Source organism: Micromonospora arida (assembly GCF_042873195.1).
In the GTDB taxonomy this organism is placed as follows: Bacteria; Actinomycetota; Actinomycetes; order Mycobacteriales; family Micromonosporaceae; genus Micromonospora; species Micromonospora arida.
In genome coordinates this window covers 805,194-821,272 of record NZ_JBIALC010000001.1, presented here as the reverse complement: position 1 = coordinate 821,272, position 16,079 = coordinate 805,194, and the positions used below count along the sequence as shown (strand labels likewise).

Sequence of the window (16,079 nt, the reverse complement as noted above, 5' to 3'; positions counted from 1 at the left end):
ACCGGTCAGAGCTGGGCCCGGGCCTCGCCCGGGCTCAGCTTCGCGCCCTCGGCGAGCAGCGCGTCGAAGCGTTCCGGCCCGAGTTCGGCGCGCAGTCGCGCTGTCGTCCGGTCGGTGTCGTCGCGTTCGGCCGGCGCGGCGGGGGACTGCGTGGCGAGCCGGGCGGCGGCCGCGGCGCCCAGCAACCGGGCGGCGACCTCGGGCGAGCGCACCGCCGCCGCCATCCCCTCCAGTGGGTTGATCGCGTCCCGCATCGTCGCCATCGCCTCGGCGACCTCGAACGCCTCGATGTGCAGGGCCAACGCGGCGTCCGGGTCGCCGCCCTGCTCGACCGCGTAGCCCAGCTCCACCAGCACCATCGGCAGGTAGAGCGCGGACTGGCTCTCTCCCCGACCCAGGTCGACGAGGTGGCTGAGGTGGGTGACGGCCAGATCGAGCTTGCCGTCGCGGCGGGCGGCCAGCCCGAGGCTCATCTCCGCGAAGATCAGCGCGCCGGGCGAGCCCTGCTCCACCGCCAGGTCATAGGCGCGTTCGGCCAGTTCCCGACCCTGGGCGTAGTCGCGGGTCTGCACGGCGAGCCAGGCCAGCCAGGACAGCTCGGCGCAGACCTGTGGCCACAGCGCCAACTCCTCGGCCCAGCGCAGCCCTTCCCGGTGCAGCGCGGCGGCGCGCTCGTGCTCGCCGCGCATGTCGGCCAGCCCACCCACCCACTCGGTCGCCCGGAGCCGACCCCACCGGTCGCCGAGGTCGGCGAAGAGCGCGGCGCTGCGGGTCGCGGTGCGCTCCAGGGTGGCCTGGTCACCGTTGGCGTGGGCGATGTGGGCCAGGGAGGTGAGCACCGCGGCCTCGGTCCACGGGTCGGTGGCGGCGGTGGGCAGCAGCTCCGACACCAGGGCCAGGTCGCCGTGTTCGATCACCGCGTTGGCCGCGAACCACGCGGCGTGGCTGCCCGGGTCGGCGGCCACCGCGGCGCGTACGTCGTCCGGTGCGATCACCTCACCCTGCGACAGGGCGAAACCGACCCGCCAGGGGGCCGCACGGGCCTCCTGCTCCGGGTCGCCGGGCACGGCCAGCGCCCGCCGTGCCTCGGTGAGCCGGCCGCGCAGGAACCAGTACCAGCTCAGCGCGACAGCCAGGCGCAGCCCACCACCGTGCGTCAGCGCCGACCGCAGGTTCGCGAGCTCGGTGTCGAGAAGCGCCAGCCACCGCTGCTGGTCGGCCCCGCGCAGCCCGGGGTCGGCCCGTTCGGCCAGCTCGGTGTAGTAGGTGGCGTGCCGCCCGCGTACCTCGTCGGCGTCGGTGAGGCGTTCCAGGCAGAACGCGGCCACCGATTCGAGCAGCCGGTAGCGGGGGGCCGCGCCGGAGTCGTCGAGCACCACCAGCGACCGGTCCACCAGCCGGGCGAGGGCGTCCAGGTCGGTTCGGCAGACCTGTTCGGCGGCCTCCGGGGTGCAACCGTCCGGGAACACCGCCAGTTGCGCGAGCACCACCCGGTCGGGTTCGTCCAGGAGGTCCCAGCTCCAGCCGATCACCGCGGTGAGCGTCCGCTGCCGCTGTGGCACGTCCCGCTGCGCGGTGGTGAGCAGCCGGAACCGGTCGTCGAGCCGGTCCACCACCCCGCGTACGCCCAGCGCACGGACCCGGGTCGCGGCCAGTTCCAACGCCAGCGGCAGACCGTCGAGGCGGCGGCAGAGCTGGGCCACCGCCGTCGCCGTCCGCCCGTCGAGGCGGAAACCGCGCTGCTGCGCGGCGGCGCGGGCGACGAACAACCGGGCCGCCGCCGAGCGCCGGACCGCGTCCAGGTCACCGTCGTCGGGCACCGGCAGTGGGGGTACCTCCCAGAGCAGCTCACCGGTCAGCCCGAGTGGCTCTCTGCTGGTGGCCAGCACGCTCACCCCGGACACGTCGCGCAGCAGCCGGGCGATCAGTTCGGCGACCGGTTCGATGACGTGTTCGCAGTTGTCCAGCACGAGCAGCAACTGCCGGTGCCGCAGCGCCGTGACCACCCGGTCGGCGGGGGACTGGGTCGTTCCGGCGGCCTCGTGGGCGCCCAGAGCGCCGAGCACCTGTTCGGCGACGCGGGCGTCACCGGCCGGGAGGGGTGCCAGCTCGACCAGTCGGACACCGTCCGGGTAGGACGTCGCGCGGGCCGTCTCGGTGGCCAGCCGGGTCTTGCCGACGCCGCCCGGCCCGACCAGCGTGACCAGCCGCTGCCGGGGCAGCAAAGCCCGCAGCTCGGCCAGCGCCTCGTCCCGCCCGATCAACTCGTCGAGCGGGGCCGGCAGGTTGTTCCGGATGATCGCCGCCTTCGGCGGGGCGTTCAGGCCGGCGTCCTGTTCGAGGATCCTGCGGTGCAGGGCGACCAGCTCCGGGCCGGGGTCGAGGCCCAGCTCCTCGGCGAGCCGGGCCCGCAGCTCGGCGTAGCTCTCCAACGCCTCGGACTGGCGGCCGGCCGCGTACAACGCGCGTAGCTGCACCGCCCGCAGGCCTTCGCGCAGCGGATGTTTGGCGACCAACTCGGCCAGGTCAGCGGCCACCAGGTCATGCTCACCCCGGGCCAGCCGGGCCTGCGCCAACCGCTCCTGAACGACGAGGCGCTGCTCGGCGAGGCGGGCCGCCTCGGCCCGCACGAACTCGGCGTCGGCCACGTCGGCGTACGCCTCGCCGCGCCACAACGCGAGGGCCTCGGTCAGCCGTTCGACGTCGGCGCAGCGGGCCAGCTCGTCGAAGCGGTCGACGTCGACCGCGTCGACCCGCAGCAGGTAGCCGGGTGGCCGGGACTCGACCAGCTCGCGGGCGCCGGGCTCGGCATCGTTGAGGGCCTTACGCAGCTGCGACACCCGCACCTGGAGGGCTCCGGCCGGATTGGCGGGGGCGTCGTCACCCCACAGGTCGTCGATGAGGCGGTCCGCCGAGACCACCTGGTTGCGGTTGGCCAACAGGTCGGCCAGCAACGCCCGTACCTTGGTGCCGGGCACCACCACCGGCTCGCCGGCGTCCGTGGTCACGGCGAGCGGCCCGAGCACCCCGAACTGCACGGCGGTCATCCTAACGCCGCTGAGGCGACCTGAAGCCGACAGCAAGCGCGCGGCCGGACCGTCCCCTCCCTTCGCGATCTTGCACTATCGGTGACGACAAAAGGTGTGAAAGCCGCGGCTCAGCCGCAGAAAGTGCAAGATCGCGCAGGTTGCGGTCGAGATGGGAGACCCAGAGGATGTTTCGCGGCTCGTTGCCCGGGGCAATCAACGGCCGACGACATCCCCTCTCGAAGGACGACTCCCGTGGAAATTACCGGCTTCTTCGCCGCCATCATCATCGGTCTGATCATCGGCGTGCTGGGCCGGCTGGTGGTACCGGGCAAGCAGAACATCCCGATCTGGCTGACCCTGCTCATCGGTGTGGTCGCGGCGCTCCTCGGCACCCTCCTCGCCGGTGCCCTCGGCGTCGACGACACCAGCGGGATCGACTGGATCGAGCTGCTCCTGCAGGTCATCTTCGCCGCTGTCGGCGTGGCGATCGTCGCCGGTGCCTACGGCCGCCGCCGGGTGCGCTGACCTCTCCCACCATCGTGCCGGCCCGCCCTCCTCAGGAGGGCGGGCCTCGCCGTATCCGGACTACGAAATGGGCCGGTGGCGGGCGGCCGGATTAACGGGTAGAAACATCTCGACCCCTTCACCGCGACCTCACTGGCGGCGGCAGGGGTCAGAGAGCGCTCTCACCGCCCCCAGCTGCGCCGGAAGCATGTTCGGCCAGCGGAGAGGACGAACCACATGACAAGCCCGTCCCGACGTACCCTCACCCTTGCTCTGCTGGTGACCGCCGCCGTCACCATGACCAGCACGGCGGCCAGCGCCGGCCGCCCGACGCACGGCGCACCCGACTTCGGCCCGAACGTGACCATCTTCGACCCGTCCATGCCGGTCGCCGAGATCCAGCAGACCCTCGACGCGGCGCACGCCCGGCAGGTCGACAACGAGATGGGCACCGAGCGGCACGCCTACCTGTTCAAGCCCGGCACGTACGGCACGGCCGCGCAGCCGTTGCAGGCCAAGGTCGGCTACTACACCGAGGTGTCCGGCCTGGGCGCCTCGCCCACCGACGTCACAGTCAACGGCAAGCTGGAGGTCTACAACCGCTGCCTGGCCGACGGCGGCACCGGCAACTGCCTCGCGCTGGTCAACTTCTGGCGCACCCTGTCCAACCTCTCGCTCACCATCAACGCGGCCGGCCAGGACGACTGCCGGTCGTCGGCGAACTTCTGGGCGGTGTCCCAGGCGGTGTCGATGCGCCGGCTGAACATCGGCGGCGGCGGTCTGTCGCTGATGGACTACTGCACCGCCGGCCCGCAGTACGCCAGCGGCGGGTTCATCGCCGACTCACGGCTGCCGGCCACGACGAACGGTTCGCAGCAACAGTGGCTGACCCGTAACAGCGAGGTCGGCGGCTGGTCCAACGCGGTGTGGAACCAGGTGTTCGCGGGGGTCGAGGGCGCACCGGGCGACGCCACGTTCCCCGACCCGCCGTACACGACCCTGGAGACCACCCCGCTCAGCCGGGAGAAGCCCTACCTCTTCGTCGACGGCAAGGGTCGCTACCAGGTGCGGGTGCCCGCCGCGCAGCGCGACAGCAGGGGCGTCTCCTGGGCTGACGGCATCACGCCGGGGCGCACCATCGGCATCGGTGACTTCTTCATCGCCAAGCCGTCGGACTCGGTGCGCGTCATCAACAGCCAGTTGGCGCGCGGCAAGCACCTGCTGCTCACGCCCGGAACGTACGACATCGCGCGCAGCATCGAGGTCCGGCGTCCGAACACCGTGGTGCTGGGGATCGGGCACGCCACGCTGACCGCCGTGAACGGCGCGATCCCGCTGGACGTGGCCGGTGTTCCCGGGGTGATCGTCGCCGGTGTCACGATCGACGCCGGCCTCGTCGAGTCGCCGGTCCTGCTGCGGGTCGGCCGTGAGCACGGCCGCAACGCGAGCAGCCCGCACAACCCGACCACGCTCTCCGACGTGTACTTCCGGGTCGGCGGCCCGCACATCGGGCGGACGAACACCGCGCTGGAGGTGAACAGCGACAACGTGCTCATCGATCACACCTGGGTGTGGCGCGGTGATCACGGCGTCGAGGGCTTCACCCAGGGCGTCAACGGTGACACCGACCGCTGGCGTACCAACACCGGTCGCTACGGGGCCGTCATCAACGGGGACCACGTGACCGCGACCGGCCTCTTCGTCGAGCACTTCCAGCGCTACAACACGGTCTGGAACGGCGAGCACGGCACCACGATCCTCTACCAGAACGAGCTGCCGTACGACCCGCCGACGCAGGCCGACTGGATGAACGGCGCGGTCGAGGGCTGGGCCGGGTACAAGGTCGGTGACCGGGTGCGTCACCACACCCTGTACGGGGGTGGGGTGTACGTGTTCAACCAGAACAACCCGTCGATCCACACCGAGAACGGCTTCGAGGTCCCGAACCGGCCCGGGGTGCGGCTGCACCACATCATGACCGTCAACCTCAGCGCCGGCACTATCGACCACGTGGTCAACGGCATCGGGGACGCGGCCGACATGACCAAGGTCGGCGCTCCGGTGTACCTGACCCAGTACCCGACCCCGTAGCGGAGATCGGTCGTACCGACGGGGCCGGAGCCGGCGACGGCTCCGGCCCCGTCGTCCGTGTGGGTCGGCGCGGCAGAGCGAGAATTCGGGTCGACGGTCTTGAATTCCTATCGAGTCAGTAGGAAAATACGGGAATGCCGGTTGGTCCGCTCCTCACCTCGCGTCGGGTCGTCGACCTGATGCGAACCGCCAGCGAGCTCTGTCCGGGCGCACCGGGCACCGACTGAGCACCGCAGCACCGCACTCCTCTTCCGGCCGCGCCGCCGGCTCGCGCGTCGACTCGTGACCCGGCGCGGCTCCGCACGTTCGTCACCGCGCTTGGTGAACCGATCCGGCACGGCCGGATCGGTTCACCACCATGGAGGTACGCCATGACATCCGACCAGCCACCGCCCACCCCGCCGACGGACGGTGCGTCCCGGCTCGCATTCAACGAGGACTGGGTGGCGACCATCCTCGGCCTGGCCCTGCTCGCCCTGGTCCTGCTGGGTGCCATCCCCGCCGGGCTGGTGCCCTGATGACCGCCGACGTGACCCGCACGGGCAACGAGCCCGGCCCGGCCGACGCCACCCGCGTCGACGACGCGACCGCCGACGACGTGGCCGAGCCCAGCATGTCGTCGGCCACCGCCGACCCGGCCGAGCCGACCAGCGTGGCGCGTGACGGTGCGTTCTGGGCCTGGACGCTGATCGGCCTGCTGATCGTGGTCGGTCTCGCCGCGCTCACCCGCTACCTGGAGCACAACGTTCCGGCCTGGGCCGAGGGCACCGCCGTCGAGGACATCGGAGCGGCGATCGAGTACCCGGTCTACGCGATCCTGCTCGGCCTGCTCGGCAACGTCGCCGTCACGCTGCTCGGGTGGCGGGACCGGATCGCCGCCGCGTTCCGGACCGAGTTCTTCATCAAGACAGGTCTGGTGCTGCTCGGGGCGTCGATCAACCTGGCCGTCATCGCCAGCGCCGCCGGCCCGGCGATCGCCCAGGCGATTCTGCTGATCAGCGGGGTTTTCCTGTTCACCTGGTGGTTGGCCGGCAGGTTCGGCCTCGACGACAAGCTGCGGGCGCTGCTCGCGTCGGCGGTGTCGATCTGCGGGGTCAGCGCGGCGATCGCCGCCGCCGGCGCGGTCCGGGCACGCCGCGAGCAGTTGGCCTACACGGCGAGTCTGGTCATCGTCTTCGCGTTGCCGTCCATCTTCGTCCTGCCCTGGTTGGCCGACGTGTTCGGGCTCTCCGACGCGGTGGCCGGCGCCTGGATCGGTGGCAACATCGACACCACCGCAGCGGTCACCGCGGCGGGTGCGCTCGCCGGTGAGGAGGCGCTCCAGATCGCCAGCATCGTCAAGGTCACCCAGAATGCCCTGATGGGTGTGGTGGCGGTCGCGCTCACCGCGTACTTCACCCTGCGGGTGGAACGACGGCCCGGCGCGGCCCGACCGGGCCTCGGTGAGCTGTGGACGCGGTTTCCGAAGTTCGTCCTCGGCTTCATCGCGGCCTCGGTCATCGCCACCTGGTACCTCGACGCGGCTGGCGCGGACGGCAAGGCCACCATCGCCATCGTCAACGACCTGCGCGTGTGGTTCCTGATCCTGGCCTTCGTCAGCATCGGCCTGGAGGTCCGGGTCGCGTCGCTGCGGGAGGCGGGTTGGCGACCGGTGGCGGTGTTCGCCAGTGCCACGGTGTTCAACCTGGCGTTGGCGCTCGCTCTGGCGTCCCTGCTGTTCCGCAACTTCTCGGCCTGAGTCGGGCGGTTGTCCGCACCCGCGTGGACGTTCGGGGCCGGAGCCAGGCTGGCTCCGGCCCCGTCGCGATCAGCGGGGTGGCCTCGTCGAGGTGGCTGGCGCGCGGCGCGACCGAACCGGTCGGGCGTTGGCGAGCACGGTGACGTGGACGGCGCCGCCGGGCCGTCTCGACCCCAACCGATGGCGCACCGCCAGCGCCGTGCCGCCAGCGGCCAGCAGCAGCACCCCCACCGCGATGTAGCGGCGCACGTCAGCGCCACCGAGCAGGGCGCCGACCACCGCGCCGCCGATGATGCCGACCGGCAGCACGGCCCACGGCCAGAGTAGGAACGCCCCCGCACACAGCACACCGATGGCGGCGGCCAGGCCGACCGGTCCGGGTAGCAGGGTGACCACGGTCAGCACCGCGCCCAGCCCGGCGCCGGCGAGCAGCACACCGGGCGCGACAGTCGGCCCTCTCATCGTGGTGACCGTTCCATCGGCCGTGGCGCTCCGGCGGGCAGCAACTCGTCCTCGCCGAGGCGGCCGAGCACCGCGCGGGCGCGTTCGTCGTCGAGTCGCAGCAGGCGAGCGCCGGCGTGCCGGTCCAGCCAGCCACGCAGCGCACCGGCCGCGATCCGCCGGTTGATCCAGTTGACCAGCGGCACCGAGTCGCCCAGCGGCAGCGCGGTCGGTGCGATGGCGTGCCAGGCCGCCGAGCCGATCGGGCTCACCTCGCACCGCCAGCGCGGCCGGCGTCCCGGCGGGTCGACGAAGAGCAACCGTTGCCCGGACGTCAGTTGCCCCAGCACCCTCGGATGCCCGTCGACAGACCAGCGGGTTCGGCTGAACAGCACCACCCAGTCGCGGGTGTCACCGTCGGGCAGCGGGCCGACGTCGCCGCGCAGCGCGGCGAACAGGTCGCCCAGGCCCAGCGGTACGGATCGACCGAAGAGTCGCTTGACCAGGTGGTCGGCGAGCAGCACGGCCCGGAACACCGGCAACCGGTACCGGGGCTGGGTCATCCGCAGATACCCGACCAGGCTGCCCAGCAGGTGTCGAAAGCGGATGGTCGGCCCGAGCAGCCGACAGGACGCGCCACGGCTGTGCGTCACCACGGCGTCCGGAAGCATCCACAGCTCGTGCCCGGCCTGGTCGAGCTGCCGCGCGAGGATCGCGTCGTTCCAGTAGACGGGGAACGTCTCGTCGAAGATGGTCTGCTGCCCGAGCGCCGCGCGGCGTAGCAGCACGCAACTGCCCGAGGCGAGTTGCCGGGGACGGCTGAAGTCCTCGCCCCGCATCTGGAACCGGTGCAGCGCCTGGCGGAACCCGGGCAGTCGGCGTAGCGCGGTCACCAGCGCGATGGTGGCGGCGAAGCTGGGCTGTTGAACGTAGTGCTGCTGGAAGGTGCCGTCCGGGTTGAGGTACAGCGGGCTGACCCCTGCGACGTCCGGCCGCTCCCGCAGATGGTCGACCATTCGGGACAGCGCGCCCGGGTGAAACCGGATGTCGCTGCTGAGCAGCAGGATCAGCTGCCCGTTCGCCCGTCGGTACGCCTGGTTCACGGCGGCGGCGAAACCGCTGTTGTGCTTGTTGCGGATCAGTCGGACCCGGGGTTGGTCGGCGAGCAGGTCGGCTGAGCCGTCGGACGATCCGTTGTCGACGGCCACCACCTCGTAGTCCAGATCGGGATCGGCGGTCGACGCCAGCGACTCCAGGCACTGTCGGGTCTGCTCGCGGGTGTTCCAGCTGACCAGCAGTACCGACAGCAGGGGAGCGCTCGTCACGCCACCGCCCGGTTGTCGCGGTGGCGGGCCCGGAGTCTCTCTCAACACGCCGTCCTCCCTCTCCGTCCGGTGCAGCCAGGGCATGCCGGCGGACACCCCCGGAGGAGAAATTACTAGCGGTAAGGGGTGAATAGTGATGAATGGGTGATACCTGCGCAAGTTATTCGGGCTGATCGTCCGTTTGGTGGCCTTTGGTGGGCTACGGTCGTGTGCGGCCGTCCGGTTGCCGCAGCGGGCCGACCGTTCCGTCGTTCCGAGGAGTCCGAAATGGACCTGCCCGCTACTGCCGTCGCTGTCGACCCACCGACGGACCTGATTCCCGGGCGCGTGCTGGTCACCGGGGGCGCCGGCTTCATCGGCAGCCACGTGGTCGCCCGGCTGATGCTGATGGGCAGCCAGGTCCGGGTGCTCGACAACTTCTCCACCGGCCGGATCGAGAACCTGACCGACGCCGCGTACGGCGGGCTGACCGAGGCGGACGTCGTCTCGGGTGACATCCGTACGCCGGAGGGTGTCGAGATCATCCACCAGTGGCAGCCGGACGTGGTGGTGCACCTCGCCGCACAGTCGAGCGTCCCCGAGGCCCAGCGATCACCCCTGTACGACGCCGACGTGAACGTGTTCGGCACCGTCAACGTGCTGGACGCCTGCGCCCGCAGCGGCGTACGGCTGGTGATCAACGCGACCAGCAGCGCCATCTTCGGCAGTGTCGCCGCCCACGACCTGCCGGTCCGGGAGGACTACCCGATCGCCCCGGTGAGCCCGTACGGCGTCAGCAACGCCGCCGGTGTGCACTACCTCGACTGGTACGGGCGTCAGCACGGCCTGTCGTACACCTCGATGGTGTTCGGAAATGTCTACGGGCCGCGGCCGGAGGGCAGCGACTGCGGCGTGGTGTCCCTGATGGTCGATGCGCTGCTCGGTGGCCGGCAGGTGGTGATCTACGACGACGGCACCCAGACCCGGGATTTCGTCCACGTCAGCGACGTCGCCGAGGCGATCGCCGTCGCCTGTCACCACAACGGTGTGGGTGTGGTCAACATCGCCTCGGGTCGGCAGACGAGCGTCAACGACGTGTACGACACGGTCCGGGAGGCGTCCGGCGTCGACAGTGCGGCCCGCTACGAGCCGCTGCCCTGGCCGGGCGAGGTGCGCAACATGGCGCTGGACACCAGGAAGGCGCGAGAGTCGCTCGGGTGGCATCCGAAGATCGGCTTCACCGAGGGCGTACGGATAACGGTGCGCGACGCCCGCCGCCGTCAAGCCCCGAGCCAGATCCTGTCCCCGCTGTGGGCGCGGGAGCGGGCCGTCAGCCACTGACAACCCAGCGCGTAATTCCCGTCATCTGATCGGGATTTTCATCGATCAGTCTAACTCTTGCGGGCCGGCATCGACTGCTGCCACGATGGCCGTCAATGCCTTCCGTCCCGAAGGAGTGGTCCTCATGGCGGTCTCCCGCCGCAGGTTCGTCACATCGGTGCTGGCCGGGTCCGCGCTCGCCACCGCCTCCACCACCACCGAGCTGCTCACCACCCTGGCCAGCCCCGCGCACGCCGCCAGTCCCCCCGGGGACGTGGTCGGCAAGGTGACGGTCGGCTACCAGGGCTGGTTCAGCGCTCCCGGCGACGGGGCGCCGATCGGCGGATGGTGGCACTGGGGCCGCGACCGGTTCCAGCCGCCCTCACCCGCCAACACCACAATCGTGTCCTGGCCGGACGTGCGCGAGTACACGCGCACCTATCCCACCGCGTACCCCAACCTGGGCAACGGCCAGCCGGCCACCCTCTTCTCCTCGTACGACCAGCAGACGGTGGACACCCACTTCCGCTGGATGCAGGAGAACGGCTGCGACACCGCCGCGCTGCAACGGTTCAACCCGATGGGCGACGAGGGCCCGACCCGCGACGCGATGACGCAGAAGGTGCGCTCCGCGGCCGAACGGTACAACCGCAAGTTCTACATCATGTACGACGTCACCGACTGGCTGACCTTCCAATCGGAGATCAAGACCGACTGGACGACGAAGATGGCCGCGCACACCGCGTCGTCGGCGTACGCCCGGCAGAACGGCAAACCGGTCGTCTGCATCTGGGGCTTCGGCTTCAGCGAGCCCAGCCGACCCTTCACCCCCGGGCCCTGCCTGGAGGTCATCAACTGGTTCAAGGCTCAGGGCTGCTACGTCATCGGTGGTGTGCCCACCTGGTGGCGGCAGGGCATCGAGGATTCCCGCCCCGGCTTCCTCGACGTCTACCACGCGTTCCACGCGATCTCGCCGTGGATGGTCTACCGGGCCAGGACCGTGGAGGAACTCGACTCCTACTACAACAACGTCAACATCGGCGACATGGCCGACTGCGCGGCACGCGGCATCGACTACCTGCCCTGCGTGATGCCCGGCGACCTCGCTGGCGGGCACCGCAAACACGGCGACTTCTACTGGCGGCACATCTACAACATGGTCCGGCTCGGCTCCCAGGGCCTGTACGTGTCCATGTTCGACGAGTACAACGAGGGCAACCAGATCGCCAAGACGTCCGAGACCCAGGCCACCACCCCGGCCGGGGCGAACATCCGGGCCCTCGATGAGGACGGCGTCGCCTGCTCCGCCGACTACTACCTGCGGATCACCGCCGACGGCGGCCGGATGCTCAAGGGCCAGCTCGCCCTCACCTCGGTCCGCCCCACCCCACCGATGGTCGGCACCCCGCCCCCGACCAGCGGCGACCTCGCGGCCGGCCGGTCCACCTCGGCCAGCAGCCAGAACGGTCCGTTCCCGGCGTCGAACGCGGTGGACTCCGACGCCGGCAGCTACTGGGAGAGCGGCGGCGGCGCCTTCCCACACTGGTGGCAGGTCGACCTCGGCGCCAGCCATCAGGTCAACAAGCTCGTGCTGCGGCTGCCCGCCGGCTGGGGCGCGCGCACCCAGACGATCACCGTGCAGGGCAGCGTCAACGGCAGCACCTTCTCGACCATCGCCGCGGCCTCCGCCTTCACCTTCGACCCGGCAACCGGCAACACCGTCACCCGCACGTTGACGACCACCACGGCCCGCTACGTCCGGCTGAGCATCGCCGGCAACACCGGCTGGCCGGCGGGCCAGCTCGCCAAGGTCGAGGTGTACGCCGGGAGCACCACCCCGGACAACCCGCCGACCGCCCCGAGCGGCCTCACGGTGACGGGCAAGACCTCGACGAGCGTGTCGCTGGCGTGGACGGCATCCACCGACGACACCGGGGTGACCGGTTACCAGGTACGCCAGGGCGGCACTGTCGTCGCCACCGTCACGGGCACCACGGCGACGGTGAGCGGGCTCAGCCCCTCCACCGCGTACACCTTCACGGTGGTTGCCCGCGACGCCGCCGGCAACACCTCCGGCGCATCCTCGGCGGTCGCCGTGACCACGGACGCTGCGGCCAACTCGGACCTGGCCCGGGGTCGGTCCACGTCGGAGAGCAGCCACGTCCAGAGTTACGGGTCGGGCAACGTGGTGGACGGTGACGTGAACAGCTACTGGGAGAGCGCCAACAGCGCGTTCCCGCAGTGGGTGCAGGTCGACCTGGGTTCCTCGCACACGGTTGGGCGGGTGGTACTGAAGTTGCCGCCGTCGTCGGCGTGGGGGAGTCGGACGCAGACCCTCTCCGTGCAGGGCAGCGTGGACGGGGGGAGCTTCGGCACGCTTGTCGGATCGGCGGGGCGGACGTTCGACCCGGCCACCGGTAACCAGGTGACGCTGACCTTCACCGCCGCACAGGCGCGCTACGTGCGGATCTCCGTCACCGGCAATACCGGCTGGCCGGCCGGGCAACTGTCAACGCTGGAGGTCTACGCGAGCTGACCGAGCGAGTTGCTCGTCAACCCGCACTGCCCCGTCGATCATGGAGTTGTGGTGGGCCACAAAACCCTTATACGGCCCCCAAACCGGGCACCACAGCTCCATGATCGACAGGCTCGTCGGCGATCTTGCAGAATCCGTCCTGGCAAAAGGGGCATCCCGCCTAAATCAACATCCGAAAATGCAAGATCGGCGCGGACGGGTCGCTGCCCGAGTGTCGAGCCTCTGTCTCGCCAACCGAGGCTAGCTGGTTGATCATGGAGTTGGCGGGCTTCGTGGAGATCGAACCGCCCGTCAACCTCATGATCAGCGAAGCGAGGGTGCGTCGGGGGGGGGGGGGGGGTAGTGCTGGTGGCCCAACTGGTCCTGGCGGCGTCAGTGCTTCCAGGGGTTTTCGGTGCGGAAGTACCTGGCGGTGAACTGCTCTTCCACGGCGCCGGTGTCCGTCTCATCTGTCCACCAGCCGGGCCAGACGTCGACGCCGGAGGGCGCGCTGATGGCCGTCAGGACCGTGGAGCACCGGTGGCAGCGCCGAGGCGCGGAGTCCCGGAACCGCCCGCCGCAGTCGCATGGCCGCAGTCGCTCCTCAAGTGCCGCCATCAGCGTGGGGTAGGCGTCGTCCCGGGACGGCAGCGCGTCCGCAATGGCCGTGCACGTGCTGTCGTAGTAACTGACGTCGACCCGCATCGGACAGCTGTCGCAGTAGAGGAAATAGCAGTCCAAGAGCGGCGAGTGGTCGAGGCGGTAGAGCTGTTCGTGGCACTCCGGACAGGTGATTTCCGCACCGTTCAGCCAGTTGTCGTCGAGCTCGTCCGGTTGGCTCACCGGTTGATCATTCCACGGGTCTGACGCGGAGGCGCGTCGGCGATTCGCGTTTGGGCCCGAGTACCACTGGCCCGCTGTGAGACTGGGCGAGTGCCGGCGCTGTCGGTGCATCGGCACTGTCCGACTCGACTTGGCGAGGTGGTGAAGATGTCAAGCGACACCGAAATTCGTCCCTTCCGGCTCGACACATCGGAGGACTCGATCGCCGACCTGCGTCGCCGGATTGCCGCTACCCGCTGGCCCACCCGTGAACTGGTCACCGATCGCTCGCAGGGGGTGCAGCTGGCGACGATGCAGGAGCTGACCCGCCACTGGATGACCGATTACGACTGGCGTGCGTGCGAGACGAAGCTGAACTCGCTGCCGCAGTACACGACGAACATCGACGGCGTCGAGATTCACTTCATCCACGTGCGGTCGCAGCATGAGAACGCCCTACCGCTGATCATGACGCACGGCTGGCCCGGCTCGGTCGTCGAGCTGCTCGGGATCGTCGGCCCGCTGACCGATCCGACGGCGCACGGCGGCACGCCCGAGGACGCGTTCCACCTGGTGCTGCCATCGTTGCCCGGCTACGGCTTCTCCGGCGAGCCGACCGAGCCTGGCTGGAATTCGGCGCGGATGGCACAGGCGTGGGCGAAACTCATGGACCGCCTCGGTTACCCGCGCTACGTCGCGCAGGGTGGCGATGTGGGGGCCGCCGTCACGGATGCCATGGGGCGTCAGGGACCCGAGGGGTTGCTCGGCATCCACGTCAACCTGCTCGCCGGGGCGGTCGGCATCAAGGACAAGTTGCCGGCGAACTCCGAGCAGGAGCGCGCCGCGCTCGACGCGCTCAAGCTGTTCTCCATGGACGGTTTCGGCTACTTCCTGGAGCAGTCCACCCGGCCACAGACGATCGGCTATTCGCTGCTGGACTCACCCGTCGGGTTGGCGGCCTGGATGCTCGACCACGACACGGACAGCTACTACAAGATCTCCCGCGTGTTCCTCGACGGTGAGCCGGCTGGCGGTCTCACCCGGGACAGCATCCTCGACAACATCACGCTGTACTGGTTGACGGGCACCGGTGCGTCGTCCGCCCGGTGGTACTGGGAGCAGGGGCGGTTTCAAGCAGCGGCCCAGGCAGCCGGTCAGGCTCCGCCGCCGGTCACGGTGCCGGTCGCCTTCACCACGTTCCCCGGCGAGATCTGGGCCGCTCCGCGGAGCTGGGCCGAGGCGGTCTACCCCGGCATCGCGTACTTCAACGAGGCTGACCGCGGCGGGCACTTCGCGGCCTGGGAGGAGCCGGAACTCTTCTCCGCCGAGGTGCGGGCCGCCTTCCGGCCACTGCGGAAATCCTGACGACCTCAACCGCTGACGGACGAGCGCCGGCGTCTGTCGTCGGCCGGGTGGATGGTGCGTACCGGGTCGGGCCCCGGCCCTCGGGGCTGCCACTCGCGGGGGTAGCCGAGGGAGACCTCCTCGAAACGCACCCCGTCGTGGAATGTGGTGCGGGGGATGTGCAGGTGCCCGTACACCACTGTGGCGGCGTCGAAGCGCAGGTGCCAGTCGCTGGTGCGGACGGTGCCGCACCACTGGGCGAACAGCGGGTACCGCAGGACATCGGTGGGTTCGCGCACCAGCGGGTAGTGGTTGACCAGCACCGTCGGCAGCGCCGGGTCGCGTTCGACCAGCCGGCGTTCGGTCTCGGTGACCCGGGCGTCGCACCACGCCTCCCGGCTCGGGTACGGGTCGGGGTGCAGCAGCGCCTCGTCGGTGCACACCACACCGGCCTTGTATGCCAGGGCCAGTGACTCCTGCTGGGTTTGTGCCTCGGGCACCCGGAACGTGTAGTCGTAGAGCACGAAGAGCGGGGCGATCGTGGCCGGGCCGCCGTCGCCGTCCCACACCGGGTACGGATCCTCCGGGGTGACCACCCCCAGCCGCCGGCACATCCGGACCAGCTCGCGGTAGCGCTCCTCGCCGCGCAACGTGACCGGGTCACGCGGCGGCGTCCACAGCTCGTGGTTGCCCGGTGCCCAGACGACCCGTGCGAACCGACTGCTCAGTAACCCGAGCGCCCACTCGATGTCGGCGAACCGGTCGGCGACGTCCCCGGCGACGAGCAGCCAGTCGCCGGCGTTGTCCGGGTGCAGCTCCTGGACGAACGCGCGGTTCTGAGGGTGCCCGACGTGCAGGTCGCTGACGGCCCGCAGCCGGGGCGGAAGTTTCACCCTCCGAGGTTAGGACGGTACGGGTGGTTCGCGGAACCTCTGCGCCTGCCGTTCGGGCCGATCTGTCGACCCGCATAT

12 protein-coding genes are annotated in these 16,079 nt (G+C 70.4%); 7 read left to right on the top strand and 5 right to left on the bottom strand.

Features of this window, described 5'->3' with window-relative positions:
- Positions 1-5 precede the first annotated feature (5 nt).
- Positions 6-3,047 (bottom strand): BTAD domain-containing putative transcriptional regulator, encoded by a 3,042-nt coding sequence (locus ACFYP0_RS03995; protein ID WP_386994252.1) that lies wholly within the window; start codon positions 3,045-3,047, stop codon positions 6-8.
- Positions 3,048-3,281: 234 nt separating this feature from the next.
- On the opposite strand from ACFYP0_RS03995, the gene ACFYP0_RS03990 reads away from it, so the two are divergent.
- The 4 genes from ACFYP0_RS03990 to ACFYP0_RS03975 all read left to right on the top strand — a co-directional run bounded on the left by ACFYP0_RS03990 (position 3,282) and on the right by ACFYP0_RS03975 (position 7,362).
- A complete protein-coding gene (locus ACFYP0_RS03990; RefSeq protein WP_355497703.1) occupies positions 3,282-3,554 on the top strand; it encodes a GlsB/YeaQ/YmgE family stress response membrane protein in 273 nt (90 codons plus the stop codon).
- 216 nt (positions 3,555-3,770) lie between these two features.
- On the top strand, positions 3,771-5,624 hold the full coding sequence (locus tag ACFYP0_RS03985; protein WP_356975329.1) for an adenylyl cyclase: 1,854 nt from the start codon (positions 3,771-3,773) through the stop codon (positions 5,622-5,624).
- A gap of 371 nt (positions 5,625-5,995) precedes the next feature.
- A complete protein-coding gene (locus tag ACFYP0_RS03980; RefSeq protein ID WP_167493693.1) occupies positions 5,996-6,142 on the top strand; it encodes a hypothetical protein in 147 nt (48 codons plus the stop codon).
- Complete coding sequence (locus ACFYP0_RS03975; protein ID WP_356975331.1) at positions 6,142-7,362, top strand: YeiH family protein; 1,221 nt, start codon at positions 6,142-6,144, stop codon at positions 7,360-7,362. Before ACFYP0_RS03980 ends, ACFYP0_RS03975 begins: the two co-directional genes overlap by 1 nt.
- Before the next feature lie 69 nt (positions 7,363-7,431).
- Here the strand turns inward: ACFYP0_RS03975 and ACFYP0_RS03970 are convergent, their stop codons facing one another.
- Positions 7,432-7,824, bottom strand: a complete 393-nt coding sequence (locus ACFYP0_RS03970; RefSeq protein WP_386994249.1) for a hypothetical protein — start codon at positions 7,822-7,824, stop codon at positions 7,432-7,434.
- Positions 7,821-9,128: a glycosyltransferase family 2 protein gene (locus tag ACFYP0_RS03965; RefSeq protein WP_386994247.1), complete on the bottom strand. Its 1,308-nt coding sequence runs from the start codon at positions 9,126-9,128 to the stop codon at positions 7,821-7,823. Before ACFYP0_RS03965 ends, ACFYP0_RS03970 begins: the two co-directional genes overlap by 4 nt.
- A gap of 267 nt (positions 9,129-9,395) precedes the next feature.
- Here ACFYP0_RS03965 and ACFYP0_RS03960 point away from each other — a divergent pair, with 267 nt between their 5' ends.
- Together ACFYP0_RS03960 and ACFYP0_RS03955 are read left to right on the top strand one after the other, a co-directional pair.
- Entirely contained in the window at positions 9,396-10,448 is a 1,053-nt protein-coding gene (locus tag ACFYP0_RS03960) for a GDP-mannose 4,6-dehydratase (protein ID WP_386994245.1), read from the top strand.
- 124 nt (positions 10,449-10,572) lie between these two features.
- Positions 10,573-12,963, top strand: coding sequence for a galactose-binding domain-containing protein (locus ACFYP0_RS03955; RefSeq protein ID WP_386994243.1), 2,391 nt, complete (start codon positions 10,573-10,575; stop codon positions 12,961-12,963).
- Between the two features lie 372 nt (positions 12,964-13,335).
- Here ACFYP0_RS03955 and ACFYP0_RS03950 read toward each other — a convergent pair whose 3' ends face one another.
- Positions 13,336-13,785 carry a hypothetical protein gene (locus tag ACFYP0_RS03950; RefSeq protein WP_355497724.1) on the bottom strand — a complete coding sequence of 150 codons (450 nt, stop codon included), beginning with the start codon at positions 13,783-13,785 and terminating at the stop codon, positions 13,336-13,338.
- 147 nt (positions 13,786-13,932) lie between these two features.
- Here ACFYP0_RS03950 and ACFYP0_RS03945 point away from each other — a divergent pair, with 147 nt between their 5' ends.
- Positions 13,933-15,129 (top strand): epoxide hydrolase family protein, encoded by a 1,197-nt coding sequence (locus tag ACFYP0_RS03945; RefSeq protein WP_355497727.1) that lies wholly within the window; start codon positions 13,933-13,935, stop codon positions 15,127-15,129.
- Between the two features lie 5 nt (positions 15,130-15,134).
- Here ACFYP0_RS03945 and ACFYP0_RS03940 read toward each other — a convergent pair whose 3' ends face one another.
- Entirely contained in the window at positions 15,135-16,001 is an 867-nt protein-coding gene (locus ACFYP0_RS03940) for a metallophosphoesterase family protein (RefSeq protein WP_355497730.1), read from the bottom strand.
- Positions 16,002-16,079: the final 78 nt, after the last annotated feature.